Annotated in this window: 19 protein-coding genes and 1 tRNA gene; 5 read left to right on the forward strand and 15 right to left on the reverse strand. The window is 70.1% G+C overall.

The window, feature by feature from the left end:
* Positions 1-25: 25 nt before the first annotated feature.
* Positions 26-592 (forward strand): peptide deformylase, encoded by a 567-nt coding sequence (def, locus tag WFJ17_RS08660; RefSeq protein WP_251440323.1) that lies wholly within the window; start codon positions 26-28, stop codon positions 590-592.
* Positions 593-694: 102 nt separating this feature from the next.
* Positions 695-767, forward strand: a tRNA-Asn gene (locus WFJ17_RS08665).
* A 158-nt stretch (positions 768-925) separates the two neighbouring features.
* On the opposite strand, the gene WFJ17_RS08670 is transcribed toward WFJ17_RS08665, so the two are convergent.
* The 4 genes from WFJ17_RS08670 to dusB are packed head-to-tail and all read right to left on the reverse strand — an operon-like array spanning position 926 to position 6,177.
* Complete coding sequence (locus WFJ17_RS08670) at positions 926-1,696, reverse strand: ATP-binding cassette domain-containing protein (RefSeq protein WP_251440326.1); 771 nt, start codon at positions 1,694-1,696, stop codon at positions 926-928.
* A 53-nt stretch (positions 1,697-1,749) separates the two neighbouring features.
* Positions 1,750-3,627: a DNA primase gene (dnaG, locus tag WFJ17_RS08675; RefSeq protein ID WP_336648163.1), complete on the reverse strand. Its 1,878-nt coding sequence runs from the start codon at positions 3,625-3,627 to the stop codon at positions 1,750-1,752.
* Positions 3,627-5,006: a deoxyguanosinetriphosphate triphosphohydrolase gene (locus WFJ17_RS08680; protein ID WP_336648164.1), complete on the reverse strand. Its 1,380-nt coding sequence runs from the start codon at positions 5,004-5,006 to the stop codon at positions 3,627-3,629. The genes dnaG and WFJ17_RS08680 overlap by 1 nt, the downstream gene beginning before the upstream one ends.
* Before the next feature lie 16 nt (positions 5,007-5,022).
* Positions 5,023-6,177, reverse strand: a complete 1,155-nt coding sequence (dusB, locus tag WFJ17_RS08685; RefSeq protein WP_251440336.1) for a tRNA dihydrouridine synthase DusB — start codon at positions 6,175-6,177, stop codon at positions 5,023-5,025.
* A 60-nt stretch (positions 6,178-6,237) separates the two neighbouring features.
* Between dusB and WFJ17_RS08690 the strand changes: the two genes are divergently transcribed.
* The gene (locus WFJ17_RS08690; protein WP_336648165.1) at positions 6,238-6,729 is read left to right on the forward strand and encodes a glutathione peroxidase; all 492 of its coding nucleotides are present in this window, start codon (positions 6,238-6,240) and stop codon (positions 6,727-6,729) included.
* A 145-nt stretch (positions 6,730-6,874) separates the two neighbouring features.
* On the opposite strand, the gene WFJ17_RS08695 is transcribed toward WFJ17_RS08690, so the two are convergent.
* Positions 6,875-7,564 carry a DsbA family oxidoreductase gene (locus WFJ17_RS08695; protein WP_251440342.1) on the reverse strand — a complete coding sequence of 230 codons (690 nt, stop codon included), beginning with the start codon at positions 7,562-7,564 and terminating at the stop codon, positions 6,875-6,877.
* Between the two features lie 54 nt (positions 7,565-7,618).
* Here WFJ17_RS08695 and WFJ17_RS08700 point away from each other — a divergent pair, with 54 nt between their 5' ends.
* The gene (locus tag WFJ17_RS08700; protein ID WP_251440344.1) at positions 7,619-8,188 is read left to right on the forward strand and encodes an AAA family ATPase; all 570 of its coding nucleotides are present in this window, start codon (positions 7,619-7,621) and stop codon (positions 8,186-8,188) included.
* A gap of 20 nt (positions 8,189-8,208) precedes the next feature.
* On the opposite strand, the gene WFJ17_RS08705 is transcribed toward WFJ17_RS08700, so the two are convergent.
* Both WFJ17_RS08705 and WFJ17_RS08710 read right to left on the reverse strand, forming a co-directional pair.
* On the reverse strand, positions 8,209-9,147 hold the full coding sequence (locus WFJ17_RS08705; RefSeq protein WP_251440347.1) for a tetratricopeptide repeat protein: 939 nt from the start codon (positions 9,145-9,147) through the stop codon (positions 8,209-8,211).
* Positions 9,144-11,018, reverse strand: a complete 1,875-nt coding sequence (locus tag WFJ17_RS08710) for a glycosyl transferase (RefSeq protein WP_292886880.1) — start codon at positions 11,016-11,018, stop codon at positions 9,144-9,146. Before WFJ17_RS08710 ends, WFJ17_RS08705 begins: the two co-directional genes overlap by 4 nt.
* 186 nt (positions 11,019-11,204) lie before the next feature.
* Here WFJ17_RS08710 and WFJ17_RS08715 point away from each other — a divergent pair, with 186 nt between their 5' ends.
* Positions 11,205-12,263 (forward strand): AI-2E family transporter, encoded by a 1,059-nt coding sequence (locus WFJ17_RS08715; protein WP_292886877.1) that lies wholly within the window; start codon positions 11,205-11,207, stop codon positions 12,261-12,263.
* Here the strand turns inward: WFJ17_RS08715 and WFJ17_RS08720 are convergent, their stop codons facing one another.
* The 8 genes from WFJ17_RS08720 to tsf all read right to left on the reverse strand — a co-directional run bounded on the left by WFJ17_RS08720 (position 12,264) and on the right by tsf (position 17,987).
* Positions 12,264-12,977, reverse strand: coding sequence for an alpha/beta hydrolase (locus WFJ17_RS08720; protein ID WP_292886874.1), 714 nt, complete (start codon positions 12,975-12,977; stop codon positions 12,264-12,266).
* Position 12,978: 1 nt separating this feature from the next.
* Complete coding sequence (locus tag WFJ17_RS08725) at positions 12,979-13,263, reverse strand: hypothetical protein (protein ID WP_251440358.1); 285 nt, start codon at positions 13,261-13,263, stop codon at positions 12,979-12,981.
* A 13-nt stretch (positions 13,264-13,276) separates the two neighbouring features.
* Positions 13,277-13,975 carry a transglycosylase SLT domain-containing protein gene (locus WFJ17_RS08730; protein WP_336648166.1) on the reverse strand — a complete coding sequence of 233 codons (699 nt, stop codon included), beginning with the start codon at positions 13,973-13,975 and terminating at the stop codon, positions 13,277-13,279.
* A 49-nt stretch (positions 13,976-14,024) separates the two neighbouring features.
* The gene (locus WFJ17_RS08735) at positions 14,025-14,600 is read right to left on the reverse strand and encodes a DivIVA domain-containing protein (protein WP_336648167.1); all 576 of its coding nucleotides are present in this window, start codon (positions 14,598-14,600) and stop codon (positions 14,025-14,027) included.
* Positions 14,597-15,640 (reverse strand): phosphatidate cytidylyltransferase, encoded by a 1,044-nt coding sequence (locus WFJ17_RS08740; RefSeq protein WP_251440378.1) that lies wholly within the window; start codon positions 15,638-15,640, stop codon positions 14,597-14,599. Before WFJ17_RS08740 ends, WFJ17_RS08735 begins: the two co-directional genes overlap by 4 nt.
* An 8-nt stretch (positions 15,641-15,648) precedes the next feature.
* The gene (gene frr, locus WFJ17_RS08745) at positions 15,649-16,203 is read right to left on the reverse strand and encodes a ribosome recycling factor (protein WP_251440381.1); all 555 of its coding nucleotides are present in this window, start codon (positions 16,201-16,203) and stop codon (positions 15,649-15,651) included.
* A gap of 98 nt (positions 16,204-16,301) precedes the next feature.
* Entirely contained in the window at positions 16,302-17,018 is a 717-nt protein-coding gene (gene pyrH / locus WFJ17_RS08750; protein ID WP_251440384.1) for a UMP kinase, read from the reverse strand.
* Between the two features lie 141 nt (positions 17,019-17,159).
* Complete coding sequence (gene tsf / locus WFJ17_RS08755; RefSeq protein ID WP_251440399.1) at positions 17,160-17,987, reverse strand: translation elongation factor Ts; 828 nt, start codon at positions 17,985-17,987, stop codon at positions 17,160-17,162.
* Positions 17,988-18,014 lie beyond the last annotated feature (27 nt).

Here is an 18,014-nt window from a genome sequence, read left to right on the forward strand (position 1 = left end):
GCACGGCGCCGACTAGGGTTGACGCGTGGCTGTGCTTCCGATTCGCATCATGGGCGATCCCGTCCTGCATTCCCCCGCCGACCCCGTCGGAGAGATCACCGACGACATCCGCACCCTCGTCGCGGACATGTACGAGACGATGGACATCGCTCCCGGCGTGGGCCTCGCCGCCCCGCAGGTGGGAGTCGGTCTGCGGATCTACGTGTACTCGTACGTCGACGATGACGAGAACCCCTGGCGCGGCGAGATCATCAATCCGGTGCTCTGGATGGCGCCGCTCGAGCCCGGCTCCCCCGACCCCGATCTCGAATCGGAGGGGTGCCTGTCGTTCCCCGGCGAGCGTTTCCCGCTGCGCCGATCCGAGCGCGTCCTCGTGACCGGGACCGACCTCAATGGCGACGACGTCCGCATCGAGGTCGACGGCTGGCGCGCCCGGATCATGCAGCACGAGTTCGACCACCTGGACGGGATCCTGTACGTCGACCGTCTGGACGACGGCGACTGGAAGACCGTGCAGAAGATCTCCCGCAAGCGCGGCTGGGGCCGTCCAGGCGCACGCTGGCTGCCCGGCGTCGACAACCTCGAAGGCTGAGCGCCAGGCGCCGCGGCGCGACGCGCCCGGGCGCCGGCCCGAGGCGGGAAGCACCGCGAACGTTTGCTATAGTTGACGAGTTGCCCGCGCAGCGGGAGACATTCCTCGGTAGCTCAATTGGCAGAGCAGCCGGCTGTTAACCGGCAGGTTCTTGGTTCGAGTCCAAGCCGGGGAGCAATCCCCCGAAACCCCGTCCTCGTGACGGGGTTTCGTCGTTGGCGGAGTCGTCCGCCTGTCATCCGCCCGTAGACCGGACATCCGGTCGTCACGGCGAGGACGAGGTTCCCGGCGCGAGATGCGTTCGCCTCAGCGCGGGCGCAGCACGGCCCCCCGTCAGACGGCGTGGTCCGCCCCGGGCGTCCACAGCAGATCGGCGCCGACGCCGCGTGCGACCACATGCCCTTCGCGGATCATCAGGGTCGCCGCACCCAGCTCGCGTGCGAAGGCGGCGTCGTTGCTCACCAGCAGAGCCGCCATCCCCCGTCCGGTGCGGCGCCGCGTGATCGCGTCGAAGACCACCGGCCGCACCTCCAGATCGAGGTTCGCGAGTGGCTCGTCAGCGATGAGCACCAGCGGATCCAGCACCAGCGAGCGCGCGATCGCGACGCGCTGGCGCATCCCGGCGCTCAGCTCATAGGGGAACGAGGAGGCGAGGCCCAGCGGCAGGTGCAGCTCGTCGAGGAGCGTCGCGACCCGGATGGACAGCGCCTTGACGTTCACCTTGCGCTCACGCTGCAGGATCGGTTCGGCGATGATCTCGTGGACCGTCAGCTGCGGCGTCAGCAGCGCCCCGGCATTCTGCGGCAGGTACCCGGCACGGTAGGTCAGTTCCCGAAGGCGCCGGCCAGGGTGGCGCACCGAGACTCCGCAGACCGTCGCCGAACCCCCGACCACGCGTATCGACGGGTCCGGAGCACCCGCCAGCGCACCGACCAGCGTCGACTTCCCCGAACCTGTCGCGCCCGCGATGCAGATCAGCTCGCCGGGAGGCAGTGTGAACGTCACTCCGTCGATCGCACGCGTGGGCGCGGAATGGCCGATCCGGTCGATCACGACATCCTCGCAGACGATCGCCGCCGCTGGATCACCGCTCGAACGTGCCATGACTCCATCCTGCCCGAACCCTCCCCGACCTGGGGAGCGGGTTCCGGCGGGCCTCAGGACTCGTTGTACCGCTGCCGCTCGGAGTCGATCTCGACGAGCCTGCGTGCGATCGCCCTGGCCCCGTCGGAATCGGCGGGCAGGCGCTGGATCGCACCGAGCAGTTCGCTCTTCTCGCGCTCCAGACCGCGGACGATGAGCCGTCGGCAGAGATCCGTCGCCGACGCCCTCGCTCCCTGCTCGTCGCGCGCCGGGAACGCCGCCATGAGCAGTTCCCCGGCGAGCCCGCGATAGGGCTCCCGCACAGAGTCCACCGCCTGCAGCGCCCATCCGGGTCGCTGCCGGTCCGGCACCTGACCGATGGCCTCGCGCACCGCGTCCAGCGCCGGCACGGAGAACGGCGCGCTGACGGCCCGCTGCAGCAGTTCCGCGTCGAGCTGATGCCCGTACTGCAAGGCGCCCATCAGCGCGTCCCGCTCGAGCGGCGCGTCTCCGGTCCGCGGCAGCGTCGCCAGGGTCACCACGGGGACCGTCGTCGCCGCCTCGCTCGCGGCCGGCGACGACGACGCGGTGGGAGTCGTCTGCTGCTCGCGCGCGCCGGCGCCGTCGCGGCGGCGACGCTCGTGACGACGCACCTCGGCGTGCACGTCGGTCGGATCCATCCCCAGCCGGCGCGCCAGGATGCGCTCGTACTCGGGTCGCAGCAGCGCGTCCCGGATCTCGGCCACGATCGGGGCCGCGGCGCGGAGCGCACCCACCCGTCCCTCGGCGGTGCCGAGGTCGAAGGAGCCGATCTTCCGGTCGATCACGAACTCGAACATGGGGACCTTGGTGGACATGAGTCCGCGCACCGCCTGATCGCCGCGCTGCAGACGCAGATCGCAGGGATCCAGACCGTCGGGGGCCACGGCGACGAAGGTCTGCGCATTGAACCGGTCGTCCTCGGTGAACGCCCGCAGCGCCGCCTTCTGACCCGCCTCATCTCCGTCGAAGGTGAACACCACCTCACCTGCCGCGGAGTCATCCCCCATCACCCGGCGCAGCAGCTTGATGTGCTCCGCGCCGAACGCCGTGCCGCAGGTGGCGATCGCCGTGGTGACCCCGGCGAGGTGACACGCCATCACATCGGTGTAGCCCTCGACGACGACGACGCGCTTGGGGTCTCCCCGGGAGATGTCGCGCTTGGCCAGATCCAGGCCGTAGAGCACCTGGGCCTTCTTGTAGATCGGCGTCTCGGGGGTGTTCAGGTACTTCGGGCCCTGGTCGTCGTCGTAGAGCTTGCGCGCGCCGAAGCCGATCGTCTGCCCCGTGACGTCCCGGATCGGCCAGACCACACGACCGCGGAAGCGATCGTAGACGCCCCGCTGCCCAGCGGACACGAGGCCGGCGGCGGTGAGCTCGTCCCGGGTGAAGCCCTGGGCGCTGAGGGCCTTGAGCATGCCGTCCCAGCCGCGCGGCGCATAGCCCACGCCGAAGTGCGCCGCGGCGCCGGCGTCGAATCCCCGCTGCCCGAGGAACGCCCGTGCCGACTCCGCCTCGGGGCTGAGCAGCCGGCTCCGGAAGAACTCCGCCGCCGCGGTGTTGGCCGCGTACAGCCTGCTCCGACCGCTCGTCTCGGGGGCGGGTCCGCCGTCCTCGTAGTGCAGCGTGTATCCGACGCGTGCGGCGAGCCGCTCCACGGCCTCGGTGAAGCTCACATGGTCCATCTCGCGCAGGAACGAGTAGACGTCGCCGGATGCCCCGCAGCCGAAGCAGTGGTAGTAGCCGACCTGCGGTCGCACGTGGAAGCTGGGGCTCTTCTCGTCGTGGAAGGGGCACAGGCCCTTCATCGACCCGACGCCGGCGGACTTGAGGGAGACGCGCTCCCCCACGATGTCGGCGATGTTCGTGCGGGCCTTGACCTCGTCGACGTCCGCCTGTGCGATCCGCGGCATCAGCGGCCGCCGTCGGTCGCGAGGAGGGCCTCCGACGTGGCGCGCCCGGCGTGCGCCGCACGAGGCCTGGCGTGCCGCGGCGTCCAGATTCCGACCTCGGCCGGATCGATGTCGCCGACGAGGCGGTTGTGCCAGTCCACCGCGGTCTGGTCCGTGAGACTCGCGACCTGGTCGACGACGACCCGGGCGCGCTCCCCATCGGACCCGGCGTCGTGGAAGTCGGCGGCGAAGGCCGGCTCCAGCACGTCGGCGCCGGCCGTCCACAGCGCATCCGTCGACCAGAGCGCGTCGGCGAGACGCTTGAGCACCCGGCGCTGCTCCTTGTAGACCCCGCGGCGGGCGTCGATCGTCACGATGGCCTGCCCCATGATGCCCTTGAGCACCGCGATCTCGGCCTCGATCACCTTCGGCACGACCACGTGCGCGTTGTAGCGCGCGAGGCTCGGACCCGGATACGCCTCGCGGGTTGCCGACACCGCTGCCCGCGCGAAGCGCCCGATCATGTCGCTCGTCAGGTTCTTGAGACGGGCGAGGTCGCGCCGGGAACGGTCGAACGACGTCAGCCACATCGGCTGACGAGTCAACCGGTAGAGCGCATCGGCGAGATCCTCGCGGGTGTAGTCGTAGCCGACCCACTGCTGGATCCGCCCGACGAGCGCGTGGTGCTCGGCCGGATCCGCGAGCTGGGCGACGTCGAGGTAACCGTTGACGATCGCGTCCTCGAAGTCGTGCACGGAGTAGGCGATGTCGTCGGAGAGATCCATGATCTCGGCCTCGATGCATCGCAGCCGCCCCGGCGCGCCCTCGCGCATCCATCGGAACACGTCCTCGTCCTCCGGGTACACGCCGAACTTCAGGCGCCCGCCCGGATCCGGCACGGGGCTGTTCACGGTCCACGGGTATTTGCAGGTGGCGTCGAGGCTGGCCCTCGTGAGGTTGAGCCCGACCGAGCGGTCCCGATCGTCGAGCACCTTGGCCTCGAGTCGGGTGAGGATCCGCAGCGACTGCGCGTTGCCCTCGAACCCGCCGATGTCGGCGGCCCAGTCGTTGAGCGCGCGCTCGCCGTTGTGCCCGAACGGCGGATGACCGAGATCGTGGCTCAGACACGCCGTGTCGACCACGTCGGCGGACACGCCGAGCGCGACGGCGAGCTCGCGCCCGACCTGCGCGACCTCGAGGGAGTGCGTGAGGCGGTTCCGCGCGAAGTCTGCCGTCGACGCGGGGCTCAGCACCTGCGTCTTCGCGGCGAGCCGGCGCAGCCCCGCCGAATGCAGCACCCGGGCGCGATCCCGGGCGAAGTCGTCGCGCTCCGAACGGTGGGTCTCGGCGAAGAAGCGCGCGGCGTCATGCGCGTCGTAGCCGGAGGCGACTCCCGCCACGTCCGCGCTCCCCGGCTCAGCCGCCACTGTTCTCGACCTCGGCGCCGCGCATCATGTCCGTGACCTCGGAGGCGACCTCGCGCGAATCCAGCCAGCCGTCGGGCAGCGCCGTGCGCTTCGGCGTCCCGGCCCGGCCCCGCTGCCCCTCCGCCGGGGCTCCGGGGTACGGCGCGTCGCCGAGCGTGCCGAGGATGTCGTCGATCTCCTGCAGGGTCGACACACGGGCGAGCGCCGCGCGGATGTCGCCGCCGACCGGATAGCCCTTGAAGTACCAGGCGACGTGCTTGCGGACGTCCTTGCAGCCGCGGTCCTCGTCCTCGAAGAACTCGACGAGGAGTTCGGCGTGCCGGCGGAACGCGTCCTTCACGAAGCCGAGCGTCGCATCGACCTGCACGGCGCGCTCATCGCCGAAGGCGGCGGCGAGCTCGCCGAACAGCCAGGGGCGACCGAGGCATCCCCGGCCCACCACCACGCCGTCGCAGCCGGTCTCCGCCATCATCCGGACGGCGTCGTCCGCACTCCAGATGTCACCGTTGCCGAGCACCGGGATCGAGGTGACCGCCTGCTTGAGCTCGCCGATCGCCGACCAGTCCGCGTGCCCGGAGTAGTACTCCCCCGCGGTGCGCGCGTGCAGCGCCACGGCGGCCGCGCCCGCGTCCTCCGCGGCCCGCCCCGCGTCGAGGAAGGTCAGGTGGTCCTTGTTGATGCCCTTGCGCATCTTCACGGTGAGCGGCACGTCGCCGGCCGCCTTCACCGCGCGCTCGACGATCTCGGAGAACAGGCCGATCTTCCAGGGCAGCGCCGCACCGCCGCCCTTGCGGGTGACCTTGGGCACCGGGCAGCCGAAGTTGAGGTCGATGTGGTCGGCGCGGTCCTCGGCGACGATGATCCGCACCGCCTCCGCGATCGTTCCCGGATCCACGCCGTAGAGCTGGATCGATCGCGGCGTCTCGCTCTCGTGATGCTGGATGAGGCGCATCGTGATCGCGTTGCGTTCGACCAGCGCCCGCGAGGTGATCATCTCGCTGACGTACAGGCCGGCGCCGTACTCGCGGCACAGCCGACGGAACGCGGTGTTGGTGATGCCCGCCATCGGCGCGAGCACGACGGGGACGTCGATGCGCAGCGGGCCGATCTGCAGGGGCCGGACGGAAGCAGGGGCGAGAGTCATATCCTCTCCATTGTCCCAGATCCGGCGCCCGCGATGCCCGCCGCGCCTAGGCTTGTGCACATGTCTGCCACCCCTCTGCGCCAGATCCCCTTCACCGACGCCGAAGGCGCCACGCGGACGCTCGATGACTACGGCACCGGCCCTGTGCTCGTCGTGAACGTCGCGTCGAAATGCGGTCTCACCCCTCAGTACGCCCAGCTCGAGGAGCTGCAGCGGCGCTTCGGGGATCGCGGCCTCACCGTGGTCGGCTTCCCCTGCAACCAGTTCTTCGGTCAGGAGCCCGGTTCCATGGATCAGATCCTCGAGTTCTGCTCCACGACCTACGGGATCTCGTTCCCGATCAACGACAAGGTCAAGGTGAACGGGCGCAGCGCGGCCGACCTGTACAAGACCCTCAAGACGACGCCGGACGGCAACGGCAAGTCGGGACGCGTGGAGTGGAACTTCGAGAAGTTCCTGGTCTCCCCGGACGGATCCGTGCAGCGGTTCCGTCCGCGCCAGGTCCCGGACGCCCCCGAGATCGTAGCCGCCATCGAGAGCGCCCTCGTCTGACGCGCTCGTGCGAGTCGCTCGGGCTCGCGGACGCGCTCGGGCGAGTCGCGCCTCTTGACCACGAGACCGAACTCCCGCCCCGAGACTCGCGCATATTCGCACGGTCTCGGGACGGGAGTTCGGTCTCGCTGAAAGCAGTCGCGGCTCAGCCGGCGGCAGGCTCGGCTTCGGCGTCCTGCCCGCGCTTGGCCCACAGCTCCCGCAGCACGCCGGCGAACGCCTCCGGCGGCTGCGCGCCGCTGACGCCGTACTGACCGTCGATCACGAAGAACGGCACGCCCTGGATGCCGTAGGCCTGCGCCTGCGCCTGGTCGGCGCGCACGTCCTGGAGGTGCCGCTCGGTCTGCAGCGCCTCCAGCGCGGCATCGCGGTCGAGGCCGATCTCCGCCGCCAGGTCGGCCAGATCCTCGATCCGTCCGACGTGCCGCCCCTCGGTGAAGTACGCGGACATGAGCCGCTCCTCCATGTCGTGCTGGCGACCCTGCGCCTTGGCGTGGTGCAGCAGCTCATGGGCTTTGACCGTGTTGGTGTGCTGGAGCAGGTCGAACCGGTACTCCAGGCCGGCGTCCTTCGCGATGCCCGTGACACGGTCGAGCATCTGCTCGACCTGCGCGCGCGGCATGCCCTTGTGCCCCATCAGGAAGTCGGCCTCGTCGCCGGAGAAGTCGACCGGCGTATCCGGCGAGAGCTCGAACGAATGGAAAGTGATGCTGACCTCGGGGGCATCATCGTCCTCGGCGGTGGCAGCGAGCCCCGCCTCGAGGTTGCGCTTGCCGATGTAGCACCACGGGCAGGCGATGTCGGACCAGATGTCGATCGAGATGGGTTCGCTCACACATCGATTCAACCGCATGTTCCGGGTGGGTATTCCAGGTGCTAGCCTCATCCGATGCCCGTGGATCCCGCGACGCCGCCGTTCTCCGCGCAGCGCATTCTCATCGCGGGCATCACCGGGAGCGGCAAGACCACGCTGGCCCGACGGCTCGCGGCACGACGCGGCCTGCCGCATGTCGAGCTGGACGCGCTGTTCCACGGACCGGAGTGGACGCCGCGCGAATCGTTCCTCGACGACGTCCGCGCCTTCGCCGCATCCGACCGCTGGGTGACGGAATGGCAGTACAGCGGGAGGGGCACGGATCCGATCCTCGCGCCCCGTGCCGATCTGGCGATCTGGCTCGACTACCCGTACGCGGTCGCCCGCGCCCGGCTCCTGCGGCGCACCGTCTCCCGCAGCCTGCTGCGCACCGAGCTGTGGAACGGCAACCGCGAGAAGCCGATCTGGCACATGCTCCGCCGCTACCCCGAGGAGAACATCCTGCGCTGGCAGGCGCAGACCCGCGACACGTGGCGGGAGAGGATGCCCTCCGTCCGCGCCGACTACCCCGCCCTCACCGTCCTCCGGTTCGGACGCCCCACCGAGGTGGAACGCTGGCTTCGGGCCGTCCCGTCCGCGGACTGACGGGAACGCTGCGCCTCAGCTCAGAAGAGCAGCGTCGCCAGCCGCCGACGTGCGGCGAGCACCCGCGGGTCGGCATCCCCGACCAGACCGAAGAGCTCCACCAGGCGCTCGCGCACCCGCCCCTGGTCCTCGGCGGGAACGGCCGTGAACAGGTCGAGCAGACGATCGAAGGCGTCGGCCACGTGCCCGCCCGCGACATCGAGGTCCGCGACGGCGAACTGGGCATCGACGTCGGCCGGCGCCGCGGCCGCCGCGGCCCGGACCGCGGTGAGGTCGAGGCCCTGGGTGCGGTGCAGCAGACGCACCTGGCCGAGGCCCGCACGGGCCTCCTCATCGCGGGGGTTCTCCGTCAGCGCGCGTTCGTACGCGTCGATCGCCGCAGCGAAGTCCCCCTGTTCGATCGCATCGAACGCCTCCTGATGCAGAGGCGGCAGCGGGGGCGCCTCCGGCTCCGGGGCATCGCCGTCGGCCGCGGTCTCGCCGACCGGGATGGTCCCCGTCACGCCGTGCTGCGCCGCGAGCTCCAGCAGCTGGGCGAAGACCTCGCGCACCTGCTCCTCGGGCACCGCTCCGGTGAACAGCGGCACGGGCTGACCCGCGACCAGGGCCACCACCATCGGGATCGACTGGGCCCGGAACCCCTGCGCGAGCTGCGGATTGGCGTCGACGTCGACCTTCGCGAGCACGACGCGGCCGGCGAGCTCGGTCACGACCTTCTCGAGTACGGGGCTCAGCTGCTTGCAGGGGCCGCACCACTCGGCCCACAGGTCCACGACCACCGGCACGCTCTGCGAGAGCTCGAGCACCTGCCCGAAGGTCGCGTCGGTGACGTCGACCACGAGCGGGATCGGCCCTGCCTCTCCGGCGGCGGGCGCTCCGGGGGCCTGAGCCGGCGGCCGGTTGCGCAGGGACGACAGGTCGACGGCGCCTCGGAGGGCCGCTGCGGACATCTCGGTCATTTGATCTCCGTCACGCTCTGGAGCTGCTGGGACGCGGCCAGCAGCGTGATCTTGCCCTCGGATCCCTGTGCCGGGACGGCGAAGAAGAGCTGCACGCCGTACACCGACACGAAGCCCGTCGCCGACTGGTCGACACCGGTGAGCGCCTTTGCCGAGGGGTTCTTGTCGAGCTTGATCACGGCATCCGCCGAGGTCGGCTTGATCGTCTGGGAGTCGTCGACGGTGACCGCAACGACAGCCCCGCTGTCGATGCTGGACATCGACACCGGCTGCTCCCGGCCGGCGGTCGCTGCGAACGTCAGGCTGGAGGTGGTGTCGGCGTTCGCGTCCTTGAGGGCCTGCTGCAGCGTGGCGCGGCTCTCCTGCACCGACTTCGCGAACGCGAGCGCGGTCTTGTCGAACTTGTCGTAGAACTCGCTCTTGTCCCCCTGGTCGATCACGTTCGCGAACTCCGCGGCGAGCTTGTTCGGCTCGGTGGCGAGGAACGGCGAGTCGGGCGGGGTGAGCTTGGCTCCCAGCCAGGCCGGCGCCATGTTCGGCAGCTTGGCCGCCGCCTGCATCTCCGCGACCGAGGAGATCTTGTAGTTCGCCCACGGATCCGGCTGGGTCATGGTCATGATCAGGGGGGCGACCTTCTCGTCGTTCCCGTGCTCGACGAGCATGAGCACCGTGCGCGGCCACGAGTCGTAGGCCTGCGGCACGAGGATCTTGATCTTCTCCGCCGGGATGGTCGCGGGCAGCGCGAAATCGGTCACGCTCTTCCGCACGGCGTAGGCGGTCTTGCGGGCTTCGAGCGCGGCGCCCTCGAGGCGGGACTCGGCCTTCGACGCATCGAGGTTCTTGTCGGCATCGGCCAGGGTCGCGGAGATGCTCTCCAGGATCCGAGCCGCCTGCGCCTCGGTGACCGCCGGCGCCTGCTGCCCGGCCTCGGCGACCTGTGTCTCCGTCGGCGTCGGGGTCGGGGAGGTCGCGGCTTGCGGCCAGATGTCGGGCGTGCAGCCGGTGAGGAGGGCGGCGGTCACCCCGACGGCGGGAAGCAGCAGCAGAGCGCGGCGGCGCGGGCGGATCGCCCTGCGCTCCCGCACCGGGGGCTCGGCGGGTGAGGGGCGGTCCTCCTCCGGCGCGACCGGCTCCGGCCGCGCCACCGGCGCTGTCCGGGCCGGAGCGGATCCCTGCGCCTCTTCCACGGCCGCGCGATCGGCGACGTCGATCGGCTCGGTGGCCGGAAGGGGCGGCGGCGCCTTGCGGCGCGGGCCGCGACCGCGCCGGGAGTGCCGGATCGCCAGCACGTAGAGCACGAGACCGAGCAGGAGGAAGGCTCCGCCGGCCACCATGAGCGGTCCCGCCCACGGCGTCGCGGTGTCGAGAGGCCACTTGACCGTCACGTCCGCGGGGGCATCGGCCTTGCCGTCCGAGGCGACGAGCACGCTGACGCCCTCGGGCACCTGCATCCGATCGGTCAGGGAGTTCTTGTCCGAGACGCTGTCGAGCCACAGGTCGGAGCCGGCAGGGTTGCGCTGGACGTCCTTGGTGTCCTCCGAGGACACCGTCGGCTCGACGACCTTGGCGCTCGTAGTGCCGTCCTTGCCCAGCGTGATCCGGTTGAAGCTCGTGTCGCTGAGCCATGCTTCCAGGTCGGCGGTGCGCGCCTGGGCCACGAAGACGGTGCCCTTCCCCTGCGCGACGAGCGTCTGCTCACCGGGATGCGCACGCAGCACCGCCGAGTCGATGACGGTGTAGGCCTGCGGTGTCTTGACGCTCAACTCGGCCGAGACATCCTTGGGACCGAGGAAGATGGTCCGCTGCGCGATACCGGTCCCGATCAGGACGGCCGCCAGCACGAAGGCCACCACAGCCCATACAAAACGCACGAAAAGACTCCTCCGCGATCCTCGGGCAGTCGCCCGCGATCTCCGCTCGACGTTTCAGACTAGCGAAACGACCTGTATGGATGCCACGAGGGCGGCCTCGATGCGCCCGATGCGCCATCGGCGGCGATGCTCCTGAACTCTCCGCGCGCCTCCGGTTACGCTGGTGGATCGAGCACGAAGGATGCCATGAAGCTGCACAACCCGTTCCGCACCGCGCTGGTGGCGACCCTGGGCGTCGGCCTCGGGATCCTGCTCATCCAGAGCGTGCAGAGCCTGTCGACGATCCTGCTGTACGTCGGCACCGCGCTGTTCCTCAGCCTGGGCCTCGATCCGATGGTCAGCTGGCTGACCCGTCGACGCCTCCCCCGCTGGGTGGCTGTGCTGATCACCGTGGTCGTCGTGCTCGGGATCTTCGTCGGCATCGTGCTGACGGTGATCCCGATCCTGGTGAACCAGATCTCGCTCCTCGTCCAGCAGATCACCCAGATCGTGAACAGCGGCACCGCGATGGCCGATTTCAAGCACTGGCTCGAGAGCCTGTTCCCCAACCTCGACGTCGACACCGTGTTCGGATATGTGAACGACTGGCTGAACAAGAATCTCGGCGATATCAGCAGCTCCATCGGACAGGGCGTCATCGTCGTCGGCGGTGCGCTGTTCGCCGGCATCAGCGGCACGTTCATCATCCTGATCCTGACCATCTACTTCACCGCGGCGATCCCCTCGCTCAAGGGCGCCGTGTACCAGGTGGTCCCTGCGTCGAAGCGGGAGCGCTTCATCGATCTCGCGGAGCAGATCACCGCGTCCGTCGGCTACTACGTCATGGGCCAGGTGACCATGGGCGTGATCAACGGCCTGCTCAGCCTGATCTTCCTCTCGATCATCCAGGCGCCGTTCGCGATCGTGCTCGCCGTGATCGCCTTCTTCTTCTCGCTGATCCCGCTGGTCGGCACGCTGACCGGATCCACGATCATCGTGCTGGTGTGCCTCGGCCTCAGCTCGACGCCCCTCACCGCTCTCATCGCCGCGATCTACTACCTCATCTACATGCAGATCGAGGCCTACGTCATCTCGCCGCGGGTGATGAACCGCGCCGTCTCGGTACCCGGCGCCGTCGTCGTCATCGCGGCGCTGTCCGGTGGCGCCCTTCTCGGCCTGCTCGGCGCCCTCATCGCGATCCCCGTCGCGGCGAGCGTCCTGATCATCTACCGGCAGGTGCTCATCCCCCGGATGAACGAGCGATAGTCAGGACGCGGGCCACTCCCGCGCCAGAGGAAGCGCACTCGGGTTCACGGCCGCGACGATCTCGTCCAGCACGCGTCGCGTCTGCGTCTCGCCCACCCACAGGTGTCGTCCGCCGTCGACGGCGATGAGGCGCGCGTGCGGGATCGCTGCGAACCGCGCGATCGCCTCCGCCGGGCGCAGATAGTCGTCGAGCTCGGGAACCAGCACCACGACCTGCCGTTCGTCGTGGGCCCAGGCGGCGACCTCGGCCTCAGTGGCCCGGTGCAGCGGCGGCGAGAGCAGGATGACGCCCTCGATGTCGTGGGAGCGGCCGTACTTGAGCGCCAGCTCGGTCCCGAAAGACCAGCCCACGAGCCACGGCCGGGGCAGTCCCCGCGCCCGGACGAAGGCCATGGCCGCGGCCACGTCATGCCGTTCGGCCCCTCCCCCGTCGAAGGCGCCCTCGCTCCGCCCGCGGGGCGAGGAGGTGCCGCGCGAGTTGAACCGCAGCACCGCGAGATCCGCCAGGGCAGGCAGACGCGCTGCGGCCTTGCGCAGGATGTGCGAGTCCATGAACCCGCCGGCCGTCGGGAGCGGGTGCAGGGTGACGAGGGTGGCCACGGGATCCCGGCTCTCCGGAAGGGCGAGCTCGCCGACGAGGCGCAGCTCGTCCTCGGTGCGCAGCTCGATCTCTTCGCGCCGGGCCGGCAGCGGACGGGGTCCGCGGATCTCCATCTCAGCCCCTCCGCCAGCAGCCGTTGTGCCAGTGCCGTCGGGCCGCGAGGTCCGCGGCATCGCCGAGGACGCCGTCAGCGCGCCAGACCACGAGGTGCGCCGTGCCGATCGGGATGAGCCCGGAGCAGCCGGGGCACATGTACTCCTTCTGAGCCTGCGCGGCAGACAGCGGCTGGACGTACCACTCGGTGCTGCCACGCATCTCGGTGCGCTTCCAGCCGGCGATCAGCCGGTCGAGCCCGTCGTCCCGCGGGCGCTCCGGACGTCGTCTGTGCGAGCGTGGCATGGGTGAGCGCTGCTCACCACCAGTTGTTGGAGGACCAGAACGCCACCGCGGCGCCCCAGCTGCCGTAGCGTCCCACCGCGTAGCCGTTCGCCCACCGCAGGTTGTCGACCGGGTCGTAGCCGTTGCCGGGGACCTTGCTGCACGGCAGCGCCTGGACGAGTCCGCAGGCCCCCGATCCGCTGTTCGTGGCGTTGGGGTTCCAGCCGCTCTCCCGACTGACGATGTAGTCGACGTTGCCCCAGTCGCTCGAGGCGATGCCGGCGGCGGCCATCCACTCCGCGGGCGCGCCGCCTCCCGTGTAGAAGAGGGGTCCGGGACCGCTGGAGTCCGCGCTGGACGAGGAGCTGTCGCTGGAAGCCACCACGGGCTCCGGGGTCGGCGTCGGCTTCGGCGTGACGTAGACCTCGAATGCGTCGCGGGTCTGCGCCGTCGGCGTCACCCCGTGCACGGAGACGGTGATGTTCTGGGCATCGCGCGCGGCAAGCGCGTACGCCGTGGTGACCGAGGCATGCGCCGGCTCGGAAGCCGACATGGCGAGACCGGCCGGAGCCACGATCGCGACGGAGAAGCCGACCACCGCCAGTCCGGCGAGCACCGCGGAGGCGGCGTTCCTCCGGGGGAACGCCTTCTTGCCTGCACGGGGGGCTGTGGCTGCTGCGTTCTGGACGGCGTTCGGGGTGCGCGCCGCTATCGAATCGTTATCGGGAGTCACAATGGGTCCGATTCTAGCCAGGGGAACCTGAATCCGCCATGAGAATCGCTCAGCGGATCGCGAGGAGCACGTCGATCGTCGCGTCGAGCAGGGCGTCCACCTGCTCCTCGCGGTACCCGCGTCGCTGCATGCGGAACGCGGTCTGCCGCACCTGCTCGGCGCTCAGCGCGTCTCCGTCGCGAAGGAAGCGCACGATCCGCTTCGCGACGTGATCGACCTCGTCCACGCGGTAGCCGAACGTCAGCGGCCCGGTGCGCGCGAAGCGGTGACCTTCCGGACGGCTCAGGTGATCCAGGATCACCTGAGCGTCGGTCCGTGCCCGGCCGACCCACGCGGAGGCGCCCGCGGCCGCTACCGCCGCCGCCCGCTCACGCTGCGCGAAGGCGTCCTCGACCCGGGCGAGCGCCGCGTCCACGGCCGCGATGTCGTATCCGCCGCGGACCAGCGGGAACGACGCCGCGCGGATGTCGGCGGCGCTGATCCCCTCCACCTCGTCCTCGAAGGCGCTGCGCGCCCGTCCGAGGAAGGTGTCGACGGCGGCGCGCTGATAGCCCTTCTCGCGGCGGGGGACGACGGCGAAGCTCGGAGCCGACCCGGCGGCGTCGGAACGGACGGAATCGGTCATGCTGCCACCAGGGGGGTGAGGAGGATGTACAGGGCGAGGGCCACGACGGCGGACGGGAGCATGCTGTCCAGACGATCCAGCAGTCCGCCGTGACCGGGGATCCAGGAGCTCATGTCCTTGATCCCGAGGTCGCGCTTCAGCAGCGACTCCCCGAGGTCGCCGATCGTGGCCGAGGCGACGAGTGCGGCACCGATGATGAGACCGGCCCACCACGGCACCTCGAGCATGTAGACGCCGACGAGCGCACCGGCCACGAGCGATCCCACGACGGCGCCGGCGAATCCCTCCCAGGTCTTCTTCGGACTGACCCGCGGCGCCATCGGATGCCGGCCGCCCCGGCCGAACAGCAGGCCGGACGCGTAGGCGCAGGTGTCGGCGACCACGACGACGACGATGAGGGCGAGCACCCACCATTCGCCGCGCGGCTGACGCAGCAGCATCAGCATGATCGCGCCGAGGAAGGGGACGTAGACCTGGATGAACCCCGCGGCGAGGACGTCGGTGAGGACGTCGCCGTAGGTGCGGCCGTCCTTCACGATCATCTGGGCGAGAAGCCGCCAGACGATGACGCCGAAGACGGCGACCGACAGCATCACCCAGCACAGCCACGGATCGGCGAAGTAGCCGCTCGCAGCGAGCGCCGCGCCGAGGACCAGGTGCGGCCAGAGGTCGACCTTGCGGCCGCCGGCGCGCAGGGCCAGCACGAGCTCCCACACGGCGAGCAGGATGATGGCGAGGCCGATCACCACGAAGGACCACTTCGCGAACAGCAGCGAGGCGAGGATCACGCCGCCGATCAGCAGGCCGACGCCGGTCGCGACCAGGAGATCGCGCCCCGTGCGCTCCTTGATGCGCTCATTCGCCTGATCGAGTTGATCGCGCGCATGCGAGACGTGCGTCTCGATCTCGGCCTTCTTGGCCTGCCACTGGGCCTGCAGGTTGTCACCGGTGCGCGTCGGGGCGCTCGCACCGGTGCGCGGCGGCAGCGGGGGTCGTGGCGGGATCGTCGACGCGTCGTCGTCGCCGGACGGGATGCTCATCGGCGCTCTCAGACCTCGAGCAGCTCGGCCTCTTTGCGCTTCACGGCCTCGTCGATGAGATCGACATGCTGGCGCGTGAGGGCGTCGAGCTCCTTCTCGCCGCGGGCGATCTCGTCCTCGCCGAGCTCGCTCTTGAGCGAGTCCAGCTCGTCCTTCGCCTTGCGCCGGATGCCGCGGACGTGCACCTTCGCGTCCTCGCCCTTGCTCTTGACGAGCTTGACGTACTCCTTGCGGCGCTCGGCGGTGAGCTCGGGCATCGTGACACGCACGATGTTGCCGTCGTTGGACGGGTTGGCTCCCAGGTTCGGCATGTCGCGGATCGCCTGCTCGATCGCCTTGAGCGCCGACTTGTCGTAGGGCGTGACGATGAGCGAGCGCGCCTCGGGGTTGGCGAGCGAGGCGAGCTGCGCGAGGGGGGTCGGCGTGCCGTAGTAGTCCACCAGCACCTTCTGGAACATCTGCGGGTTGGCACGGCCGGTGCGCACCGTGCTGAAGTCCTCCTTGGCGGCCTCGACGGCGCGCTGCATGCGGGAGGTGGTGTCGGCGAGGACATCCGCGATCACGGTGACTCCTATCGTCAGGGGGTTCGTCTCAAGTCTATCGGGGGCGCAGCACGGATCCCGGGCTCGACGCCGACGGCGCGGCCCGGGATCCTGCGGCGTCAGGCGATGACGCGGGTGCCGATCGGCTCGCCCAGCAGCGCGCGGGTGATGTTGCCCGCGGGCTCCATGCCGAACACGCGCATGTCCATGCCGTTGTCCATGCAGAGGCTGAACGCCGTCGAGTCGACGACCTTGAGTCCGCGCACCAGCGCGTCCTGGAAGGTGATCTCCTCGATGCGCTCGGCGGAGGCGTCCGTCTTCGGGTCGGCCGTATAGATCGCGTCGACCCCGTTCTTGGCGACGAGAACCTCGTCGGCGCCGATCTCCAGCGCGCGCTGAGCCGCGACCGTGTCGGTGGAGAAGTACGGCAGGCCGGCGCCGGCGCCGAAGATCACGACCCGGCTCTTCTCCATGTGCCGCTCGGCCCGCAGCGGCAGGTACGGCTCGGCGACCTGAGTCATCGCGATCGCGGACTGCACCCGCGGCGATGCGCCCGCCTGCTCCAGGAAGTCCTGGAGCGCCAGGGCGTTCATCACGGTGCCGAGCATGCCCATGTAGTCGGCGCGCGACCGGTCCATGCCGCGCTGGCTGAGCTCGGCCCCCCGGAAGAAGTTCCCGCCGCCGACGACGACGGCGATCTCGACGCGGTCGGTGGCTGCGGCGATCTCGCGCGCGATCTGGCTGACGATGTCGGGGTTGACCCCGAGCTGGCCGCCGCCGAAGGCCTCACCGGAGAGCTTGAGGACGACGCGGCGTCGACCCTGTCGTTCGGTCATGGAGTGCTTCCTCTCATCCGTGGAACAAACTACCGTGCGCGGCACGGAAGAACATGGGTGATGCGACGCGCATCCGCACGCCGCATCCAGGGCATGACGAAGGGGTCCGGACCCTGGCGGATCCGAACCCCTTCGATGCTGTTACGCGCCGACCTTGAAGCGCGCGAAGTCGGTCACCGTGATGCCGGCGTCCTTCGCGACCTGGCCGACGGACAGCTTGTTGTCCTTGGCGTAGTCCTGCTCGAGCAGCGCGACCTGCTTGAAGAACGCGGTGACGCGGCCCTCGACGATCTTCGGCAGGGCGGCCTCCGGCTTGCCCTCGTTGCGGGAGATCTCGGTGACGATCTCGCGCTCCTTCTCCACGTCCGCAGCCGGGACGTCCTCACGGGTGAGGTAGGAGGGGTTCGCGAACGAGATGTGCTGCGCGATGCTGCGAGCGGTCTCCGCGTCGTCACCCGTGTAGGCGACGACGACGCCGACCTGCGGCGGGAGGTCCTTGCTCGTGCGGTGCAGGTACACCTGGAAGGCGTCGCCGGTCAGCGTGCGCACGCGGCGCAGCTCGACCTTCTCGCCGATGATGGCGGCCTCGTCCGAGATCAGCTGCTCGACGGTCTGCCCACCGGCGTCGGCCGCGAGGGCATCCTCGACGGTGTCGGCCTTGACGGCAGCGACCGCGTCGGCGACCTTGTCGGCCAGCGCGATGAAGCGGTCGTTCTTGGCGACGAAGTCGGTCTCGCAGGCGAGCTCGACGAGCGTGACGGTGCCGTCCTGCTCGCGGGCGACGACCAGGCCCTCGCTGGTGGAACGGTCAGCGCGCTTGGCGTTGCCCTTCGCACCCTTCAGGCGAAGGATCTCGACGGCCTTCTCGACGTCGCCGTCGGCCTCCTCGAGCGCCTTCTTGGTGTCGACCATTCCCGTGCCGAGCTGCTCACGCAGCGCCTTGATGTCGGCGATGGTGAAGTTGGCCATGTTGTGGTGGCTCCTTGCTTCGTGTGT

The sequence above is a fragment of the Microbacterium sp. MMO-10 genome, from assembly GCF_037148715.1.
Lineage (GTDB): Bacteria > Actinomycetota > Actinomycetes > Actinomycetales > Microbacteriaceae > Microbacterium.

Excerpts from the sequence above, each read along its gene's own strand:
- WFJ17_RS08670 (WP_251440326.1), bottom strand. The coding sequence starts at position 1,696 with ATGGCACGTTCGAGCGGTGATCCAGCGGCGGCGATCGTCTGCGAGGAT.
- dnaG (WP_336648163.1), bottom strand. The coding sequence starts at position 3,627 with ATGCCGCGGATCGCACAGGCGGACGTCGACGAGGTCAAGGCCCGCACG.
- dusB (WP_251440336.1), bottom strand. The coding sequence starts at position 6,177 with ATGACTCTCGCCCCTGCTTCCGTCCGGCCCCTGCAGATCGGCCCGCTG.
- WFJ17_RS08690 (WP_336648165.1), top strand. The coding sequence starts at position 6,238 with ATGTCTGCCACCCCTCTGCGCCAGATCCCCTTCACCGACGCCGAAGGC.
- WFJ17_RS08700 (WP_251440344.1), top strand. The coding sequence starts at position 7,619 with ATGCCCGTGGATCCCGCGACGCCGCCGTTCTCCGCGCAGCGCATTCTC.
- WFJ17_RS08705 (WP_251440347.1), bottom strand. The coding sequence starts at position 9,147 with ATGACCGAGATGTCCGCAGCGGCCCTCCGAGGCGCCGTCGACCTGTCG.
- WFJ17_RS08715 (WP_292886877.1), top strand. The coding sequence starts at position 11,205 with ATGAAGCTGCACAACCCGTTCCGCACCGCGCTGGTGGCGACCCTGGGC.
- WFJ17_RS08720 (WP_292886874.1), bottom strand. The coding sequence starts at position 12,977 with ATGGAGATCCGCGGACCCCGTCCGCTGCCGGCCCGGCGCGAAGAGATC.
- WFJ17_RS08725 (WP_251440358.1), bottom strand. The coding sequence starts at position 13,263 with ATGCCACGCTCGCACAGACGACGTCCGGAGCGCCCGCGGGACGACGGG.
- WFJ17_RS08735 (WP_336648167.1), bottom strand. The coding sequence starts at position 14,600 with ATGACCGATTCCGTCCGTTCCGACGCCGCCGGGTCGGCTCCGAGCTTC.
- WFJ17_RS08740 (WP_251440378.1), bottom strand. The coding sequence starts at position 15,640 with ATGAGCATCCCGTCCGGCGACGACGACGCGTCGACGATCCCGCCACGA.
- pyrH (WP_251440384.1), bottom strand. The coding sequence starts at position 17,018 with ATGACCGAACGACAGGGTCGACGCCGCGTCGTCCTCAAGCTCTCCGGT.
- tsf (WP_251440399.1), bottom strand. The coding sequence starts at position 17,987 with ATGGCCAACTTCACCATCGCCGACATCAAGGCGCTGCGTGAGCAGCTC.